The organism is Phycisphaeraceae bacterium (genome assembly GCA_019454185.1).
In the GTDB taxonomy this organism is placed as follows: Bacteria; Planctomycetota; Phycisphaerae; order Phycisphaerales; family UBA1924; genus JAHBWV01.
This window is the reverse complement of sequence record CP075368.1, coordinates 661935-680310: the sequence shown is the minus strand read 5'-3', so window position 1 is coordinate 680310 and position 18376 is coordinate 661935. Positions and strand designations below refer to the sequence as shown.

At 63.6% G+C, this 18376-nt stretch carries 10 protein-coding genes and 1 tRNA gene; 4 read left to right on the top strand and 7 right to left on the bottom strand.

The features are described 5' to 3' along the window. Positions 1 to 12: 12 nt before the first annotated feature. Positions 13 to 1401 (bottom strand): type VI secretion system baseplate subunit TssK, encoded by a 1389-nt coding sequence (gene tssK, locus KF838_02735; GenBank protein ID QYK48774.1) that lies wholly within the window; start codon positions 1399 to 1401, stop codon positions 13 to 15. A gap of 53 nt (positions 1402 to 1454) precedes the next feature. After that, a complete protein-coding gene (locus tag KF838_02730) occupies positions 1455 to 2474 on the bottom strand; it encodes a hypothetical protein (GenBank protein ID QYK48773.1) in 1020 nt (339 codons plus the stop codon). Positions 2475 to 2662: 188 nt separating this feature from the next. Between KF838_02730 and KF838_02725 the strand changes: the two genes are divergently transcribed. Then, on the top strand, positions 2663 to 2845 hold the full coding sequence (locus KF838_02725) for a hypothetical protein (protein ID QYK48772.1): 183 nt from the start codon (positions 2663 to 2665) through the stop codon (positions 2843 to 2845). Here the strand turns inward: KF838_02725 and KF838_02720 are convergent. The 5 genes from KF838_02720 to KF838_02700 all read right to left on the bottom strand — a co-directional run bounded on the left by KF838_02720 (position 2842) and on the right by KF838_02700 (position 12314). Beyond that, on the bottom strand, positions 2842 to 7299 hold the full coding sequence (locus KF838_02720) for a hypothetical protein (GenBank protein QYK48771.1): 4458 nt from the start codon (positions 7297 to 7299) through the stop codon (positions 2842 to 2844). The genes KF838_02725 and KF838_02720 overlap by 4 nt on opposite strands. Positions 7300 to 7363: 64 nt before the next feature. Then, complete coding sequence (locus tag KF838_02715; protein ID QYK48770.1) at positions 7364 to 7882, bottom strand: hypothetical protein; 519 nt, start codon at positions 7880 to 7882, stop codon at positions 7364 to 7366. Positions 7883 to 7960: 78 nt separating this feature from the next. Continuing rightward, entirely contained in the window at positions 7961 to 9886 is a 1926-nt protein-coding gene (locus KF838_02710) for a hypothetical protein (protein ID QYK48769.1), read from the bottom strand. A gap of 233 nt (positions 9887 to 10119) precedes the next feature. Further along, positions 10120 to 10191: transfer RNA gene (locus tag KF838_02705), tRNA-Gly, on the bottom strand. Positions 10192 to 10364: 173 nt separating this feature from the next. Beyond that, positions 10365 to 12314: a thioredoxin family protein gene (locus KF838_02700; protein ID QYK48768.1), complete on the bottom strand. Its 1950-nt coding sequence runs from the start codon at positions 12312 to 12314 to the stop codon at positions 10365 to 10367. A 215-nt stretch (positions 12315 to 12529) separates the two neighbouring features. Here KF838_02700 and fliM point away from each other — a divergent pair, with 215 nt between their 5' ends. The 3 genes from fliM (at position 12530) to infB (ending at position 18357) form a co-directional block, all read left to right on the top strand. After that, positions 12530 to 13549 carry a flagellar motor switch protein FliM gene (fliM, locus tag KF838_02695; GenBank protein QYK48767.1) on the top strand — a complete coding sequence of 340 codons (1020 nt, stop codon included), beginning with the start codon at positions 12530 to 12532 and terminating at the stop codon, positions 13547 to 13549. 422 nt (positions 13550 to 13971) lie between these two features. Beyond that, positions 13972 to 15291: a transcription termination/antitermination protein NusA gene (gene nusA / locus KF838_02690; protein QYK48766.1), complete on the top strand. Its 1320-nt coding sequence runs from the start codon at positions 13972 to 13974 to the stop codon at positions 15289 to 15291. Positions 15292 to 15402: 111 nt separating this feature from the next. Beyond that, positions 15403 to 18357 (top strand): translation initiation factor IF-2, encoded by a 2955-nt coding sequence (gene infB, locus KF838_02685; GenBank protein ID QYK48765.1) that lies wholly within the window; start codon positions 15403 to 15405, stop codon positions 18355 to 18357. The last annotated feature ends 19 nt before the right edge of the window (positions 18358 to 18376 follow it).

The window sequence follows — 18376 nt, the reverse complement described above, 5'->3', positions numbered from 1 at the left end:
GGGAATCAGATGTCATTCCTGTCCTCCCGATGGGATCGTGTAGAAGAGCGAGACCTCGTCGAATGTACGCGACTCCATCCCCGGATACTTGATCGCGATCGCCTTCTCCGCCACGATTCTGTCCCACATGCGGGCGCTTTCCGCCCGTTCGAGTCGGAAATAATGGAGCCCGACCTGCGACGGGAGTTGGAGGGGCGGGTGGCGTTCTTCGGCGAGTTTGACGCCTCGGATTCTGTGGTGCACCATGCTCCGGGCCATCATCTTGAACTCGTCGCCGTCTTCCACTGAACGGGCAAGGGCACGCGGATCTTCCCCGCTCTTCACGCCCAGGAAGAACTCGTTGGCCTTGCCGAGGACCTCTGGCCCGAGTGCTGCGACCAGCACGCCCTCTTCCTTCTTGAATTGCACCTTGCCCCACGTGCCGGTTCCGCCGTCGGACTTGAGCGTTCCTCGAATCCGGGTGACGAGCTCGACAAAGGCGAGAGCGGGGTTGTCGTGATCGTATTTGATGCTTGAGAACTGGTCGGCGTCGGGCCTGAGTGCAGCAAGCTCTCCGAGCATTTCTCGGAGTTCGAGGTACATCTGGAAGGGGCTGACACCGCCGGGCGCCATGGCCAGAGGCCCGATGCGTGCGGCGAATCGACCGAGGGTTCGGAGGCGCCAGATGTTCTCCCACTGGAGGCCGCGGAGGGTCTCCATGTTGAAGCCGCCGCCACGGGTCATCTGAACGATGAGTTCGCGTCTATTCGCCTCGATCTGGTTGGCCAGATCGCGGAGCATGTCGCGCAGGAGCGGCGACCCGGTGATGACGAGGCATGGAGGTATGAAGCCGGTGTCGACGCGCGGCAAGCCGCTCTCTTCACCTGTTGCGCGAACAACGCGCACGAGCGGCACAACCTCGAGGTCGCTGGCATCGTCCTGTCCGATGATCAGGAGTCGCGCGTTGACCCTGCGGAGCCGGACCGGCTGCGGGTTCTCGCCGGTGTTCTCGTCGTGACGCTCGACCTCGGCGACGCGGTAGAGGCGCTTGACACGCCAGTCGGTGTCCTGGCCGGGCTCCATGGCGTTGGCCCTCTGGGCGTAGTAGAGGGGGACGCCGAGGCCGATGGTCAGCCCCGAGGGGGTTGACTCAAACGATTTCTTGATGTCGAGCGCGGGGAGATCGGCCGATTCGGGGCTTTCTACATGCACGCCTCCGGGCATGACGACCCTCAGCCGATCGAAACGGACTCGCATATTCGCGAGGTCGTCGGTCGAGAGACGCTGCTCGACAACTCCGTAGGGATAGGACCATGCCAGCCGGCGCTCGGCCCACATTGACTCGGCGTAGAAACGCTGCGTCAGCTGCAGGTGATGCGGCTGCAGGAACAGACCCTCATGCCAATGCACCTGCATGCTCATTCTCGGCTCTTCCTTGCTCCGTCGGATGTGGGTGGCATGACGACCGGCTTGCTCTATCGACTCAGGCCTCGGATGAGTGCCTCGACGGTGTCGGACATGGAACCGAGCACTTCCGCCTCTACCAGCGCCTGATCAAGATTGCCGGCGAGTTGGCGATACTTTCTCCAGCACGCGACCTCCAGACTCTCGAGCGCCTTCTTCTCGGGCTTGGCGAGCACCTCGATCTCGCCCGGTGCGAGCTTGGCGACCTGTCGATACGAGATGAAGCCGACCTTTCCTATCGTCGAGATGAGTGCGCCCGCGAGACTTCTGAGGCGTTCCAGCTCCTCTGCGACCTGGCCTCGCGCCACGTCCTGGTCTCCGCCAATAAACCTGCGCATCGTTTCCTGGGTCGTGCCCTTCCGCTTGAACTCTGAGCGGGGAGACATGGCCTTCCACGTGCTCCATGCGATCTGGTCGAGACGGACGACGAGATCGATCAGCATCGCGCACAACTCAAGAAGGCGTGCGGCATCGATCGAGTCGGAGCCGGTTGCCCTCAGGGCGGCGTCGAGCTTCTTGCGCGGCTCCTGCGGCCAGTGCCCGTCTGAGAACGAGCCGCCGCTTGAGAGGCCGACCGCTTCGAGCCGGGCGGCGACTGCGGCCCGCTGCTCGGGCGTGAGCGCGTCGGCGATGTCTTCGAGTCTCTCGACGAGAAAGGCGGGGTCACGAAGTTCGGACTCGGAGACCGCCGCCTGCCCAAGACCGGCGGCCTCTCGCTCGTGGCTGACGGTGAGGGCGGCATCCCACGATGGGAAGTGGTCTGAGAGAGACCGTAGGAACGACGCACGCTCGTCGGGGAGGACGGAAGCGAGGGCCCGTTCGATCTCGTCGCAGAGGTGCCCACGACGGATCTCGGCGGATTCGTGCCCGAGGTCGGCCTGGATCATCCGGAGCCGCGCTGCGAGCGAGTCAACCCCCCTCAGATCTTGTCCATCTCTTTCCGACACGTCTGCTCCCTTCAAACTGCGGCCTGTCTCTGTCAGGTCCGGAATGATGTCCCGGGCGATAGGGCCTCCGGGGTCCGTCATCATAAACCCAATCCTCCGGGTCCGAAAGGTCGGGGGCGGGATGATGTGGAGATCGTGTAAGTCAGACTGCGCGGGTCGCCACGTCCCGATATGCGTGCCGACATGCCGCCGGACCCTCTGCGGCCTTCCTCGCGACACCGAACGCCGATGTGCCTAAGGCCGGAATCAAGCTCCGGTCTGGAGGCCTGTCCATGCGCCGCACTCTTCGTACCGCCGTGCTCGCCCTGACCGCCTGCATCCTCTCGGGATGCGTCTCGTCGCGGATCACAACTTCTGGGCAGACTCAGACGACCCGATATGGCGACACGCTCGGCCACGCGATGTTCGCCGGAGAGAACCAGCAGGCCCGGATGGCACGGGCAGAATCTCGCTAAGGGCGTTCTGCCACGCGGTCAAGAAAGAGATAGGGAACCGGGCTCCCGAGATCCTGGAGCAACGCTGCCCACATTGGCGGTTTCAGGTCGCGAAGCGAGAAAGCCAAACGAGCGCCGACGTCGGCGAACGCGCTGTCCGTTCTGGCGCGGACCAGACGCTCCGGATCCGGCGAGATCGACAGTGCTGAGCCCCCGATCACACCGTACCCGCCCTTGGCTCCGGGGCTGTCGTTTACGAACTCGGCGACATTGCCGATCAGATGCCTGAAGAGGACGCCGCGAGAAGGATGAGTCTGGGGCTCGAACCAGATCGAACCGTCGTTCTCAAGAGTTGCGCTCGCGAAGGCATCATCCCCCTTGAGATCGCCGGGGTCGTACCCGCCACGATGGGGGTACTCAAGACTCCTGACTGACGACCTGGACCGGAGTTGCGCGACGTGCGCTGTGAAAGCGGCGAACGTCGGGTCTCTGAGATTCGCGCCCGCGGAACGAGATGCTCCGGCACGCTCGCGGCGCTCTCTATCGAGTGCGAGACGCCACTCTGCGCTTGTGGGCAGTCGGCACCCGATCGTGCGAGCGATCGCCTCGACTGTCTCGGGCTCGATCCACTGGACAGGACTCTCAGCGGCGGGTGGAGAGGGCGGATCCATACCGGGCGGGAAGGCCTCGGCAGCACCGACGTTGTCAGAGGTCCACCACCCGGAATCCCGCACTGCGAAGGGCACGATCGTTCGGCCTCGCGGCTCCCAGACCGTGACATCACCGGGACCGAGCGGCTCTCTGAACGTGGACCAGGTCTCGCCGATCTTTGCTGCTACGCCTGGGATGGTGAGCAACGCCGAGACCTGGGCGATGCTGAGTTCATCTGCGCTGAGGTATGTGGGCTCGGACTCGGATTCGTTGACACGTATGAACTCGAAGGTCACGGACTGGCGATTCGCGTAGGTGATGGCATCGGGCGCGCTGAACCCATCATCGCCGCCTCGCTTCGAGCGCACGGTGAAGTCACGGTGTCGCCCTGGGCCGTTCTCTGCCAGCACCTGATCGAGGGTCTTGCGGGTCACGCCGCCACCCAGTGTCCGTTCCAGTGCGCTCAGGGAGCGGTCGAGTGACGCGGGTGCTGCCGTGGCGGGGGAGAGCGAGCGAACGCGCGACACGAGCGCGCCGGCCATGGACTTGGCTTCTTCCTCTTCCCGATCTCGGACCGAGGCCACGAACTCGTAGAGCGCGATGTTGATCTCTGCTCGTGGATCGAGCCCGCTCGCACCCGCGATGACACCCATCTGCTCTCGCAGACCCATGATGCCTTCAACATCGTTGAGTCCGCCGGCGAGAATCGCGTTCGACCAGCGGCGCGTGCCGGATGATTCGATTTCCTGGCGGACTTGTGCTCGGCGGGTTTCTTGAGAGATGTTGACCGTTTGCGTGAGGAGTTCGGACCGGCTCCTGATCTCCTCGCGGAGTTCGTCGAGGCCGGAGGGCCAAATGGAGTCGGCTCCGCTCTGCGCGAGAGATCGCCAAGCGGCGAAACGCAGCCACGCGTCATCTTCTCGCCCGCTCATCAGCGTGACTCGACGGGCACGGTCTGATGTGCTCACTGCACCGAGCCGCTCTGCGTTTGCGGCAACAATGGCGACTGCTCGTCTGGCGTCTGCGACGGTGTCGTTGCCGCTCCATTTCCCGATGAGTTGCGCGATCGTTTCTTGCCCGTCACCCGGGCGTTCATCGGGGGCGTACCAGAGCCCGATGAGCGATTCGATGCGTTGGAAGTCCGCTGCCATGCTGCGGCAGGACGAGGCCCATGATTCCGAGGACTCCCACGCTCGCTCTTCGACCGACCTCACCTCGTCGAAGTTGGACCAGCGATCGAGACGCATCGTGAAGTCCCAGCCATCGATCGCTCGGAGGAGCGTTCTGGCCATGGCCTCACGCTTCGCCTGTACAGCGGACGCCCAGGCACCTTCATCCCATGATGTTGGGCGAGTGGCGGGCGATGCGGCGTTCCAATCGGAAAGACGCTTTGCCCAACCTGCCTCGCGGATCTCGCCGGTGGCGGGGCTCTCATCCCAGAGGATCGCGCGACGGGCATTCCAGAGGGCGCTGCGCAACTTGGCGGGCTTTCCGCCTGCATCCTCGCCCAGACGCAGCGAGATTGCCTGCCGGACGATCGCCCAGCCGTCGCGGATCGCGACGATGTCCGTCAGCGTGGAGACGTCCTCGGACATCCATCGCTGGATCTGCTCGGTCGCGCTGGTGCGCATGATCTCGATGAGTTTCTCGGTTTCGCTCGCTAGCCGCTCGGCTTCACCCCGGGTTGCGCCCGCCTCGGCGATGACCGTCTGGCGATTCATGCGTATCCACGGGAGTTCGGTGGCGACGCGGATGCGTTCCTGCACGGACCGCAACTCGGCCTCGATGGCGGCGATCTCAACACCGCGCCACTCGCGATCATCGGGGTCGATGGATGCGAGCGCGCGGCTCGTGGCTTCGATCTCGCGTTCGGCCGTGAACGGTGGGCGCGGCTCGGTGATTTTCCAGTACCGCTCATCCGCGAGGGCAGAGACCCAGACCCTGACGCCCTCTTCACTCAGGTTTCCTTCGGCCGCCTGAGCGTAAGCGAGTTCGGCATCCGGGCGAGTCCGAAGTGAGACCCAGTCGATCTCGGTCTGGCCTCGCTCGGCGATGATCGACGCTGCTTGTTGCAGGGTCTTCTCCCAATGCTCTATCGCGACCAGTACGCCTTGAAGACCTGCTGCCTGATCGGCAGATGCAATCGCCTCACTCAGAGCACGGCGAGTCGAAGCGGCGACAGCGTCGGCCGATGCAGGGGACGCCTCGATCTTGCCGACGATCTCCTGTAATGCCTTCCAACCCGTCTGGAGTCTGGATGCATCGCGTCCGACGCTTGCGAGTGCGCGGATCCGACCTGCCATCGGCGTATCGGATCTCTGCCAGAGCATGCCCTGGTCGAGCGAGATGCGGATCTCTTCAGTGGCTCGGGGCGTGGGGACGGCATCGCCCGCGCTTTCTCCGATCTGGCCTCTCAACAGCTCGATCTGCGACTCGATCTCTCGCTGGAGTTCCTTCTGCATGAAGCGGGCGAAATATGTGCCGTAAGACGCCCTTGAGATCTCACCCTGGCTTCCGGAGATCGATTGCGTGCGGAAGCTCTCGAAGTTCGCGGTCGGGTACATGACGCGCTCGCCGATCGCGGCGCTGATCGCCCTGGCATCGCCGAGCATCCACGGCGGGCGCACCTTGTCATCCGCGAGTTCATCGACCGCTCGCTTGATGTCGACGCGATTGAAGCTGCCCTTCTTGGTGTAGACATCCGGGTACATCTCGCCGAAGCGTTCCCATTGCGCTTCGGAGACCGAATCGGACGAAGACAGCAGAAAGTTCCGGATGACCCTCGCGAAATCGGGGTTGAGATCCTTGAGGTCGGGAGTGTCGGTCGCGAACGTGCTCCGCTCGCTGCCGATCACGGGCAGGTAACGCACGTACTTGCGGAGTGCCTCGTCTTCCTCGCCGGTGAGCGCGGCACGGACCACGAGCGCGTACCACTCGCTGTCGTCGCAAACCTCTGTCCAGAGTGAAGAGTTCCAATCCAAGGGACTCAGGGGCGACCGTTGCCAGGCCACAAAGCCGCCGACGACGAGAGAGATCACCGCGACGGCGGCGAGCACGTAGCGGAGGACCGGCTTCGGCGGAGGCGTGAGTACGGCCGCTCGCTCGGCAACACTCTCGAGCGTGATCTGCCCCGGCTTCAGGTCGGGATTGAGAAGTTCTGAGCAGAGTTCGCGCCAGCCCGCTCCGACTTTGCCGAGACGATCCCATTCCTTGCCAGGCGGGACCGGCCACCCGCCCAGGGCCTTGAACGGGCGATGCACTACGAGCTGGTAGATCTGCTCGCCGATCGCGTGCAGATCGGCCACCTCGCCCTTGTCGCTGCTTAGTTCACCTGGCGCGGCAGGATCCGTGATCGCGACGGGCGAGACTCGCAGGTCATCCGGCTTCAGGAAGAAGACGTTGCTCGGCTTGAGGTTTCCGTGCCCACGATGGGACGTGCGCCAGACGGAGAGGAGCGCCCGGGCGATGCCCGTTGTCACCGCGACGAGCGTGTGGCCGCTCACCGCGGAGCGCCCCTCGACGAGTCGTGTGAGACTCAGGGGCAGGGCGTCCATGACGACGTAGGCCGAGTCCGAGAGACGCCCGGACTGATGGACGCCTGCCCAGCCCTCTCCGGCCGCGCCCTGGACCTTCGCTGCTTCGAGGAATGCAGCGAGGCGAGCAGAGACTATCTCATCGTCTGCGACGTAGGAGAGATCGCCGCAGTCGATCACTTTGACGGCATAACGCTCTTCGGTCTCGCCGATCATGCGGGCGAGCCAGACCTGCCCGAACGCTGTGCGAGCGATCTCACGCGTCGCCTCGTATGAGCCGAACGTCCTCATCACGGCTCCATTTCGCCGATCGTCCGTCACGGCGTTTCGCCCGCCGTGACGGGATCATTCGTGATTACTTGACCGCCTCGGGCTCGGGTCCGTTGGTCGAACGCACGCCGCCCGCGTTGATCTCGAGCTTGATCGTCTCGGTCTTCCACCTTTTGCGATCAAGAGGCAGTTCGATCTTGCGGATCGACCCGTCGCGCGGGAGGTTGACGAAGACGAAGACTTTCGTCGCCTTCATATCACGCCATGTCTTCCACGCGGCATCGACCTGCGCCTTGTCACGCCTCTTGAGCTGCTTGCTCCCCGTGTCGCCGGGTCCGAAGACGGTGGTCAACTTGGTGGTGTTGGCGCGGTTGACATCGCCGCCTGCGAACCACGCCTTCGGATCTTTTGCGGAGAGTTCCGCGTAGTTCGCGGATGATGCGCCGACGACGTCGACTGTGAGGGCCGGGGGATTCGCGGCCAGTTCAGGGGCCAGACTGACCTCGATGTCATACTGCCCCATGACCGGTGTGCTGGAGCCGCACCCGACAAGCATCGAGACCATCGCCAAGACCGAAGCGAACCCAAGCATGCCAATTCTCATCGCCGCACGTCCTTTCCTGACTGAGCCACCCGGCATCAGTGTGTCCATCGTAACCAGTTAAACTCGTCCGCGCCCGCCTCACGCGGTCCCGCTGTTGCCGTGGACGAGCAGGTAGCTTCGGATGACCGAGCTGACCTCTCGATTCTGTCCCCAATCGATCACCACAAGACTTCTGGTTCTGACGAGCAATCGATCGATCTCTTCGAGCGGGGTGTGGAAGACCATGTGTGGCGAGGTGCTCGGCGCATCCCCGAGGTCCCTGCAGATCGAGTCGCTGCCTGCACCTGGGAACATACGCGCGAGAACGCCGATCACGTCCCACCAGAGTTCTGCGGGGATCATCGCGAGCGCGGACTCAGCGGTCAATCCCGCGTTGTTCAGATGCTGGGGTCCGAGCGACTCAGCCCACCTTCGGTCGTTGTTTGCGAGGCGTTGGATTCTCGATGCGAGCGTCGTGTTGCCATCCTCGAGTTCGCCGGCGGCGCGAGCCAGACTCTGGAGTTCGTCAACGAGAACGGCGAGCGAGAGATCCCCGTTGTGCAGGAGCGTTCGAGCACCCAGCACCCCGAGCCCGTGGAGATCGCAGGGCGAACTCAGCAGCGGAACGACCTCGATCTCCACATCGGGAACCGGGACGCCTTCGAGCCCCTTCAACGCGGCGGCGTTCTGGGCGTCCATCACAAGTTTGGAAGATCGGAACCGCCACTCCCCGGCGGCCATCGCGCTGGAGCGCTCGGCGTGCCCGTGGACATCGATCCGCCTTCCCGCGAGCATCAGTCGGATCCAGACGAGGTCGTTGATGCCGATCGATGCGAGCGAGGGGAGCGCGAGCGTGGCCTCGGCGTTGACCGATTTGTCGGCGTCGATCTCGACGCGTCTGAGACGAAGCGTGCCTCGAACGGAACTGCCGGCGTTGACCTGAGCGGGGCGGAAGACGCCGCCGAGCCCGGGACGGCCCGCCATGAAGTACCGCGATTCACCGCCCGCGATACCGAGTTCGATTGCCTCGCCCGGCTCTGCGAGAGAGACTCTCGCGGTCCACCAGCGTGGCAGCCCTGGCCCGGGATCGGACAACGCGACTCGGAAGGATTCTTCGCGGACATTGAGCAGCGGACGCTCTGAACGCTCGACAGCGCGTGAGACGCAGCGAATCGCCTCGGCCCACAGACGCAGTTTGAGGTGCAACGTCTCGATCAGCGCCCCCCACTCTCCTCGATGGGAGAGGATGAGGGACTCATCGCTCACACGGCCCTTGGCGTGTGCTCGAGCCGGGGTTGACGAATCGACGGTACGTCCATCGAAACTGACAGGGACACGAGACTTTGCCGAACCTGCTTCGTCGGCCGCCCAGTCGCCGGATGTCATGGCATCGACGATCTCGGCGTAGGACGCGGCCCTGTACCTTCGGACCATCAGTCGCCCGCCCGCGTGGGCCACGACCGCGTTCGGACCGATCGCCTCCCGCATGGAGAGAACGCCGTCCCGCTTCGGCGCAGACTCGTTCGTTGAGGCGAACGCGTGCGTGTTGCCTGTATCGGTCGCGATCCAGAATCGCTCTGACCCTGTTCCGTAAGCGGGAAGCCCAGCGGCTGCGAGGGAGGCATCGTCAACGCACAGAGACCACATCGAACCGCCCGGACTCTTCGCTTCCTCTATGCGTCCCGAACCCGGATCGATGACGAGCACGGGCGCGGGCACCTTCTCGAATCCTGTGAAGATCACAGAGCCGGGTTCGGCCCCCGCCAGCACTTCGGCACTTGACTGCCACCGCTGGTCCATCGCTTGGTTCGAGATGCCCGATGCCGAGGCCGGATCGACGCCTGAGAACCCGTCACGCTGCGACCAGAACTCGATCCATTCGATGATCTGCTCTCGCTCATCAACGAGCGCGCCGAGCGTGACGCTCGCGTCGTAGGTCTCGCGGAGGCGAACAAAGCGTCCACCGAGCGCGTCCGGCTCATCGCGCACAATCAGGGCGATCCCGAATGGGGAAGCACCGAGCATGCCGCCCAGTCGAACCGCTCGAAATCCGAGTGGAGCCCTCATCCGAAGCACCATCCTCCCGGCATCGACTGTGGCGACGCCGGGTCAAAGAGAACAGAGACCGCTTACGGCGGTCGGCCGGTGGATCAGACGAGTCTAAAGAGAAGTTTCGTGGCGTCAAACGCGCGGCGAGTTGCCAGCAGCGTCAAAAACAGTGACGCCCGGCATTCGGCCGGGCGTCTCACGGAGAAGAAAGCGGGTGACGCGATTCGAACGCGCGACTTTCACGTTGGCAACGTGACGCTCTACCACTGAGCTACACCCGCGGGTTGTCTCGCTCCCGTCGGCCGATGTATCGGCTTGTGCGGAGCGAGTATGAAGTTAGACGCGACGCGATCAAGAGTCAACGCCGGTCGCTCCCCCTCAAGATCGATCCGGTCGCGCAAGACCGGCCTGCCCGGCCCCAGATCTCAGGCAACTGCAGGGCTTGGGTGAGACGTTATTGCCCCCCCGAAGCCCTCCGGATCGCTTCCAGAACGGTCGCTGGGGTGTACGAATCGTACTTGATCGGCCCGGCAAGCCCGGGCCCGAAGATTGCCAGAAGCGGGATGTTGGCCCACTCCAGTTCCTTCATGAATGCCACACCTTCGGGGTAGCCGGCCGTGATGTCGACCTTCATGGCGATCACCCCTTCGCCGTTCAGCACGGACGCGACTTCCTTCCTGTGAAGGACGCCCGCTTCCAATGCCTTGCAGTTGAGGCACCACTCTGCCGTGAAATCGACCACTATTACCTTTCCTGTGCCTTTGGCGGCTTCAAATCGCTCGGGTGTCCACGCTTGCCACGCGATAGGCCCCCGGTCGTTCTGCTCTATCGCGAAGAGGACCGATGCCCCAGCGACAACGAGCGAACCGACTGTTATCAGGGCGCGACGGGCGGGGCGTCGGGTGATGCGGAAGGTCTTGAAAATCGTCCAGGCAGACGCCGCGATGGCGAACGCCGCGACAAGCCACCAGTGGGCCCGGAGAGGTGGGTCGCCGACCTCTTTCATGGTGAACGGGCCGATGCCGGTGCCGAGGAAGAACGCGGCAACCGCGAGCATGAGCAGGCCCATGACCTGCTTCACGAGCTCGCTTGCGGGGCCCGTGCGAGGAACTTTGTTGACCCACTTCGGGTTGGCAGCAAGAAGCAGGTAGGGCAGAGCCATTCCCAGGCCGATCGCACCAAAGGTCGAGAGCGTCATGATGGGCTGCTGCTGGGTCGCCCACGCCGCGGCGGAGCCCATGAAGGGGGCGGTGCAGGGGGTCGAGAGAACGGCGGTCATGATGCCGAAGAGAAAGCTTCCATGAACCGAGTCGTGGCTGGGGTTGACGCGGTAGACCCACTGCGGGAGACGGGCCGCGAAGAGCCCGAGCATTCCCAGTGCCATGATGGCGATCACGATCGAGACGACGATCGAGAACCAAGGCTGCTGGAAGAGCGTGTTCACGGCCGTGAAGCCGGCGATGAACGAGATCGCCGCGCCGATCGCGAGCCAGAACGCGATGACACCGAGCGACATGACGATGCCGAGCATGAGGCAGCGCGAGGGGTTCGCAGCGGCCTGACTCAGCCCCATGATCTTGATCGGAATAACCGGGAGCACGCATGGCGTGAGATTGAGGACGAATCCCCCCAGCATCGCGAGGAAGAGCAGCATCACGACGCCGAGGCCACCGGAGGTATCGACAGTGAACTCACGACCGAAGACATTGAATCTCGCGCCTCCGGAAGTCCGAGTGGTCGCGATCTCTGTAGTGAACTCCGATGCCCGCCCGAAGACCGCGACGTCGAATTGCGCGAAGGCGGCGGGCTCCGCCGGAGTCACGAGATCTGATCCTTCGCCCGCGACAGAGCCATCTGATGCCGCAAGGGGAATCAGCACTCTGACCGTGCGTTCCTGCGGCATCTGGCAGAATCGGTCGTCGCAGGCCTGCCATCCGAGTTCCAACTGGACTTCTACATCGCTGGAGGTATCGCGTGAGACCATGACCGGGATGTAGAAGGGGGCAAAGCCCTTGTAGACCGCGTATGGCTCAGGACGCCCGGTGCCGACGAGATCGACCTGAACCACATGCTCCTCGGGCCACTGGATCGGACCGACTGTCGCACCAGTGACACTGGTCACGCCCACGACCGTGGGGATGGGAACAAACCGCTCTCGCGCCATCGAGGGAGTCAGCTTCGGCTCGCGCGTGTGGAGGTGCCACCCCGGAGCGAGCTCGAAGATCACCCCAATCGCGATCTGGTCGCCGGGGCGAACGCTCGGCTTCGACACGACCACTCTCATCGAGACGGGATCTGACCCCGGATTCGGCGCGGCGGTCTCGAATGGGAACTGTGCAGCGGCCTTGCCAACGGGAATGGAGCAGAGCAAGAAGAAAAGTGCGACCAGTGTCCATCGACGCATGCGTTGCTCCAGGTGACCTATCGAGAGACGAACGTAGTCCGCTCCAGAGGCAGCGGTTCGCCTCTTGTACCACCCATCCGCTTGGATTGTTCCGACGCGAAGTGGTCACACAAGTCCAGAACGCGGGGCGTCTCCTTCAAGCCCGCCATTGATTCGGGCCGATCCTCACCGCACGCCGGTTCAACCAACCGAGGCGCACGGGGTCGGTACGCGATATGGCTGACGTGCTTGATCAATCACAGGTAGATGCCCTGCTCGCGGCTGTGGACACCGGAGATGTCGCCGAGGAAGCAGGGAATGAGCTGATTTTCAGCCGCTCGCGCCGGGCGGATGACCCTGTTGAGATCCGGAGCTATGACTTCAAGCGTCCTGAACGGGTGTCGAAGGACCAGATGCTGGCCCTTCAGACGCTCCACGAGGCATTCGCCCGCAACTTCGGGGCGTCGCTTTCGGGGTTTCTGCGAACGATCGTCGAGGTCAAAGTCGCGACGTGCGAGCAGATGACGTATGCCGAGTTCATCGCGGGGTTGGCCAACCCGACCTCTTTCAATCTGATCACTGCGGACACGCTTGAGGGGACCATCTGCCTAGAGATCTCCCCTTTGATCATCTACCCGATCATCGACCGACTTCTTGGGGGTTCGTCCCAGGACCTGTTCATCCCTCAACGCCCGATGACGTTGATCGAATCGCGGCTGATTTCGAACGTGACCGAACGCGGCCTGATCGCGCTCTCTGAGGCGTGGTCTACCGTTAAATCGCTGAAATTCACGGTATCGGCCACGGAATCCAATCCACAGCTTGTTCAGATCGTCCCCCCGAACGAGGTGGTCGTCGTCATCGGTTTCGAGCTGAAGCTTGCGAACCGTGCGGGCACGATGAACCTGTGCATCCCGTACAACGTGATCGAGCCAGTGATGGACCACCTCTCGGCTCAATCGTGGTTCAGCACGGCACGTCACGCCAAGTCCAACGACAACGAGCGTCGGATCAGTTCGACTCTGCATGCCGCGTCGCTCCAGGTCGCAGGGTGCCTGGCGACGACCACGATCTCGCTTGCGGACCTGCTGTCGATGTCGGTTGGCGACGTGATTGTGACGGAAAAGCCGAGCCAGGACCCGGTAGTGGTGACGGTTGAGGGGGAAGCCAAGTTCCTTGCTCACATGGGGAAGCACAAGGAGAAACTCGCGCTCCGGGTGCTCAGGCCGATCACACAGGCGGACCGCGTCAGCTGAGACGGGCCCACGGTGCCGCCTTCCCAGATTCCCCCATTGACCCCTACGTCCTCCCCCATCTAAACTATGGGGTCTGTTTGGTCGTTCGAGGAACGGTCTCCTCGGGAGCATATGGCATGTCGTTGAATTCTCGCCATGTCCTGTAATCTCTCGCAGCCGATGCGGGCGCGAGCCACCGGGCTTCGCGACTTGCCGGTTCGGGTTGTCGGTCTCCTCGCATAGCGAGAGCGCCGCGACGCCGAAGGCAGTCGCGGCACTCGGTGCTCAGTTCCATAGGCCACGAGTTCGACTCAGACAGCGCCGGCCATGGGGTCGGGGCTTTGTTCTTATGCCCGGTGCGCAGCGTGACCGCTGACGCCCGTGCGTTGATTGGTGTTGGACAACTCAAGCAGCGACAACCAGGACAACTCGGAGCAGTCGGAATGAACACCCAGGAAATGATGCGGATCCTTGACTCCATCGCACGCGACAGGAACATCGAGCGCGCCGTGCTCGTTCGCGACCTTGAGCAGGCGATGATCTCCGCAGCCAAGAAGTACTTCAACACGCTCGACGCGGAGGAGTTCTCGTGCGTCTTTGATCCGATCGGCGGCACGATGGAGCTCCGTCGCCATGGCGCGCCCCTGGAGATGCCTCCCGAGGCGTTCGGGCGGATCGCGGCCCAGACATTCAAGCAGGTCATGATCCAACGCTTCCGCGATGACGAGCGGGCGAGCATCATGGATGAGTTCTCGAAGCGTGTCGGCGAGATCGTCGTCGGCACGGCGCAGAGGTACGAGGGCGGCGCGCTGGTCGTGACGATCGATCGTGCTGAGGCGTTCATGCCCCGATCCGAGCAGATCCCCGGTGAGCAGTTCGCCCCGGGCGATCGCGTTCGATGCCTGATCCTGGACGTCAAGGACGTCGGAAGCCAGGTCAAGATCGTGGTCTCACGGGCCAATCCGGATCTGATCAAGAAGCTGTTCGAGGTTGAGGTCCCCGAAGTCGCCGAGCACATCATCGAGATCAAGGCGATGGCCCGCGAGCCGGGACATCGCACGAAGATCGCTGTCACTTCGGTCGATTCGAAGGTCGATGCGGTCGGTGCCTGCGTCGGCGTTCGCGGCTCTCGCATCAAGAACATCGTTGACGAGCTCAACGGCGAGAAGATCGACATCGTCCGCTGGAACGAGTCTTCGCAGATCCTCATCGGGAACGCCCTCAAGCCGGCGGAAGTGGCCGAGATCTCTCTTTGCTTCGAGCTCGGCCGGGCGACCGTCGTGGTCCGTGTTGATCAGCTGTCTCTGGCCATCGGTAAGCGGGGCCAGAACGTGCGGCTGGCGGCGCGGCTGACGGGATGGGACATCGACATCCTCACCCCGGAGGAGTTCGAGAAGGGCCTGGACATCATGTCCACGACGCTGCTCTCTGTCTCGGGCACGGAGCAGTCGATGGTCGATCGTCTCGCGGCGCTCGGCATGGTCTCAGTCTTCGATATCGAGGAGGTCGGTGCCGATGTGCTGGTCGCCGAGCTCGGCATCGCTGACGATCTCGCGGCTCAGATTGTCCAGACCTGCGCGGTCCGTGCCAAAGAGGTCGCAGAGCAGCAGCAGAAGGACAAGGAAGAGAGCGAGCGGCGCAAGCGTGAGGATGAGCTTGCGGCGCGCCGCCTGCTCGGTGGAGAGGACATCCCGGCTGACGACGCCTCATCGTCCGACGCGGAGTCCCGGGCGGCAGACATTCTGGGAAGCGGATCGGTTTAAGACTCGATTGCACGTCCAGCCCCGATCGCGGGGCTTGTTTGAACTGACTGGTTTCGAGCATCGTGTGTGAGAGAATTCCTGCTCTCTGAGCGCAACTGACTGGAGTCAAGATTGGCCAAGCGCGTCTTTGAAATCGCCAAGGAACTGGGAATCGACTCGAAGGCCGTGGTCAAGAAGTGCCAGGCAGAGGGGATTCCCGAATCCGTCATCAAGAACCACATGAGCACAGTCTCTGTGGGCCTTGAGCAGACCATCCGTGAGTGGTTCACGGAGGGCGCGAACGCGACGGCAATCGAGACGGCGGCGCCTGTCGCGCTCGAAGCGGTACGGACGAAGCCGAAGGCACGGGCAAGAGTTCGCGCCACGGCAGCTTCGACCGACGGTTCTGCCGAGGACTCGTCCGCTTCCTCAACGCTGACCGTCGAAGCGACTTCAACTCAGCTCGAGACCCAGGAACAAACCCACCACGAAACCGAGCCGCCTGAGCACTCGCACGCCGAAGAACCCCGCGTTCAAGAGACGCCGGCACCGGTTGTCGCAGATATCCCCGCATCAATCCCGACGACGAGCCATCCAGGCAGCGTCACGAGCGAACCGATCCAGAGCGAAAGCGCACCTTCGCAGCCATCAACGGTGAGCGATGCGCCCGCACGCGCCGCGGCTTCAGATCGTGACCATGGCACGCACGCGCCGGCGGCTCCGCATTCGCATCCCACGAAGCCGCATCATCCTCCTCGCCCCCCTGCTACGCGTGTGCAGCCGGCCCCGATGAATGTGCCGAACAGGCCGACGGTCGTGTCGCCGGCCGGGCAAAGACTGGAGACGAAGGCGCCTGTCAAACTGGCTGGCCCGAAGGTCGTTCGCGTGGAAGCTCCCGAGTTTGTTGAGGCACCGCGTGCCCGCGGGCCGCGTCCAGGAGGCGGGGGATATGCGGGCCCCGGCGGTCCGGGCGGGGGCTCTGGAACCGGAGCACCGAGACAGAGCCGTGGTCCGGGCAGGCCCGATGTCGGCGGTCCCGCTGTTGGCGGTGACGATGATCGCGCACGTGGACCGAAGCGAGGGGGCCCGCCGAGCGCGGCGAAGGGTCGCTCGGCTGCGGGTGTCCCGTCTCGAAGAAGGGCGACTGCGGGCGAAGAGTGGACGGCAAACCCCGACGCTTGGACCGAGCAGGACCTCGCGGAGCGGGAAGCGCGGCTTGCTCGCGCGGCTGGCTTCATGAAGCAGCGACGCCAGCAGCTCAAGAAGCAGGGTGTGGGCGATCGTGCATCGTCCGCTGCGGAGACGGGCGGCACGGTCAAGATCGCCGCTCCGTTCACGATCAAGGACCTCTCAGCCGCAACGGGCGTGAAGGCCGCGGACATCGTGAAGAGACTCTTCCTCCAGGGCGTGATGGCGACGATCAATTCCGGGATCGATGTCGCCAAGGCCCAGGAGATCATGATGGACTTCGACATTGAGCTCGAAGTCACCGAAGCCAAGACCGGCGAGGAGGCGATCTCCGCAGAGTTTGAGAAGCGGACCGTTGTTGATCAGCGTGTGCGCGGGCCTGTTGTCACGATTCTCGGCCACGTCGATCACGGCAAGACATCGCTCTTGGACAAGATCCGCAACGCGAACGTCGCCGCCGGTGAAGCGGGCGGGATCACACAGCGGACCAGCGCGTTCCGCGTGCCGATCTCTGTCGGCTCGGACAAGAAGGAGATCGTCTTCTTCGATACGCCGGGTCACCAGGCGTTCACCGAGATGCGTGCTCGCGGCGCGAACGTCACGGACATCGTGGTGCTCGTCTGCTCGCCAGCGGACGGCGGCGTGATGCCTCAGACGATCGAGTCGATCAACCACGCGAAGGCCGCGAAGGTGCCGATCGTGGTCGCGTTGAACAAGATCGACCGGCCCGAGGCAACTGACTCTGCGATTCAGAAGACACTCGGACAGCTCGCCGAGCACGGGCTCAATCCGATCGAATGGGGCGGCGAGACCGAGGTTGTTCGCACCTCGGCCGTCACCGGCCAGGGCATTGAGCAGCTTCTTGAGATCCTGGACCTTCAGTCCCAGCTCCTCGAACTGCAAGCCGACTTTGACGGGTCTGCATCGGGCAACGTCATCGAGGCGCGTATGGAAGAGGGACGCGGCCCCGTCGCCAATATTCTCGTTCGCGACGGCAAGTTGAAGGTCGGCGACTTCATCGTGGCCGGGCGCGGGTACGGGCGTGTCCGCGACATCACCGATGACCGCGGCAACAAGCTCCGCGAGGCCCTTCCACCGACGCCTGTGCAGATCTCGGGTCTCGACGAGGTCCCCGACGCGGGCGACAGGTTCTTTGTGGTCGACTCGCTCCGCAAGGCACAGGAGGCCGCTGAGCAACGCCGCCATGCCGAGCGCGAGGCGCAGCTCGCTCAGCCGAAGGTCACGCTTGACTCGCTCTTCACCCAGATGTCAGACAAGGACATCAAGGAGATCCTCGTCGTTGTCAAGGCGGCCGAGCAGGGCACGCTGGACGTGCTCAAGAACGAGATCGAGAAGATCTCGCACGCGGAAGTCAAGACTCGGGTGCTGCACGCCGCGATCGGCGGGATCACAGAGTCGGACGTCATTCTGGCCGAGGCCTCCAAGGCGATTGTCATCGGATTCAACGTCATCGCCTCCGGCAAGGCGCGAAGCGTCGCGGAATCGAAGGGCGTCGAGATCCGAAACTATCAGGTCATCTACCACATCACCGACGACCTCAAGAAGGCCGCAGAGGGTCTTCTCACCCCGGAACTCCGCCAGGAGGTCCTTGGCCACGCGGAGGTCCGCCAGGTCTTCAAGATCACGAAGGTCGGCTCGGTCGCCGGTTGCTATGTCACGGACGGCGTCGTGCAGCGCGACGCGCTCATCCGCGTCACACGCAACGGGGTTGTCGTCGAGAACGATCGCAGACTCTCGCAGCTCAAGCGTGTCAAGGACGATGCCAAAGAAGTTCGTGCCGGCATGGAGTGCGGCATGAAGATCGACGGCTACGACGACATCAAGGAAGGCGACGTCCTCGAGTGCTACAAGAACGTCGAGGTCAAGCGCACGCTCTGATCCCGGCCATAGGCGGCAT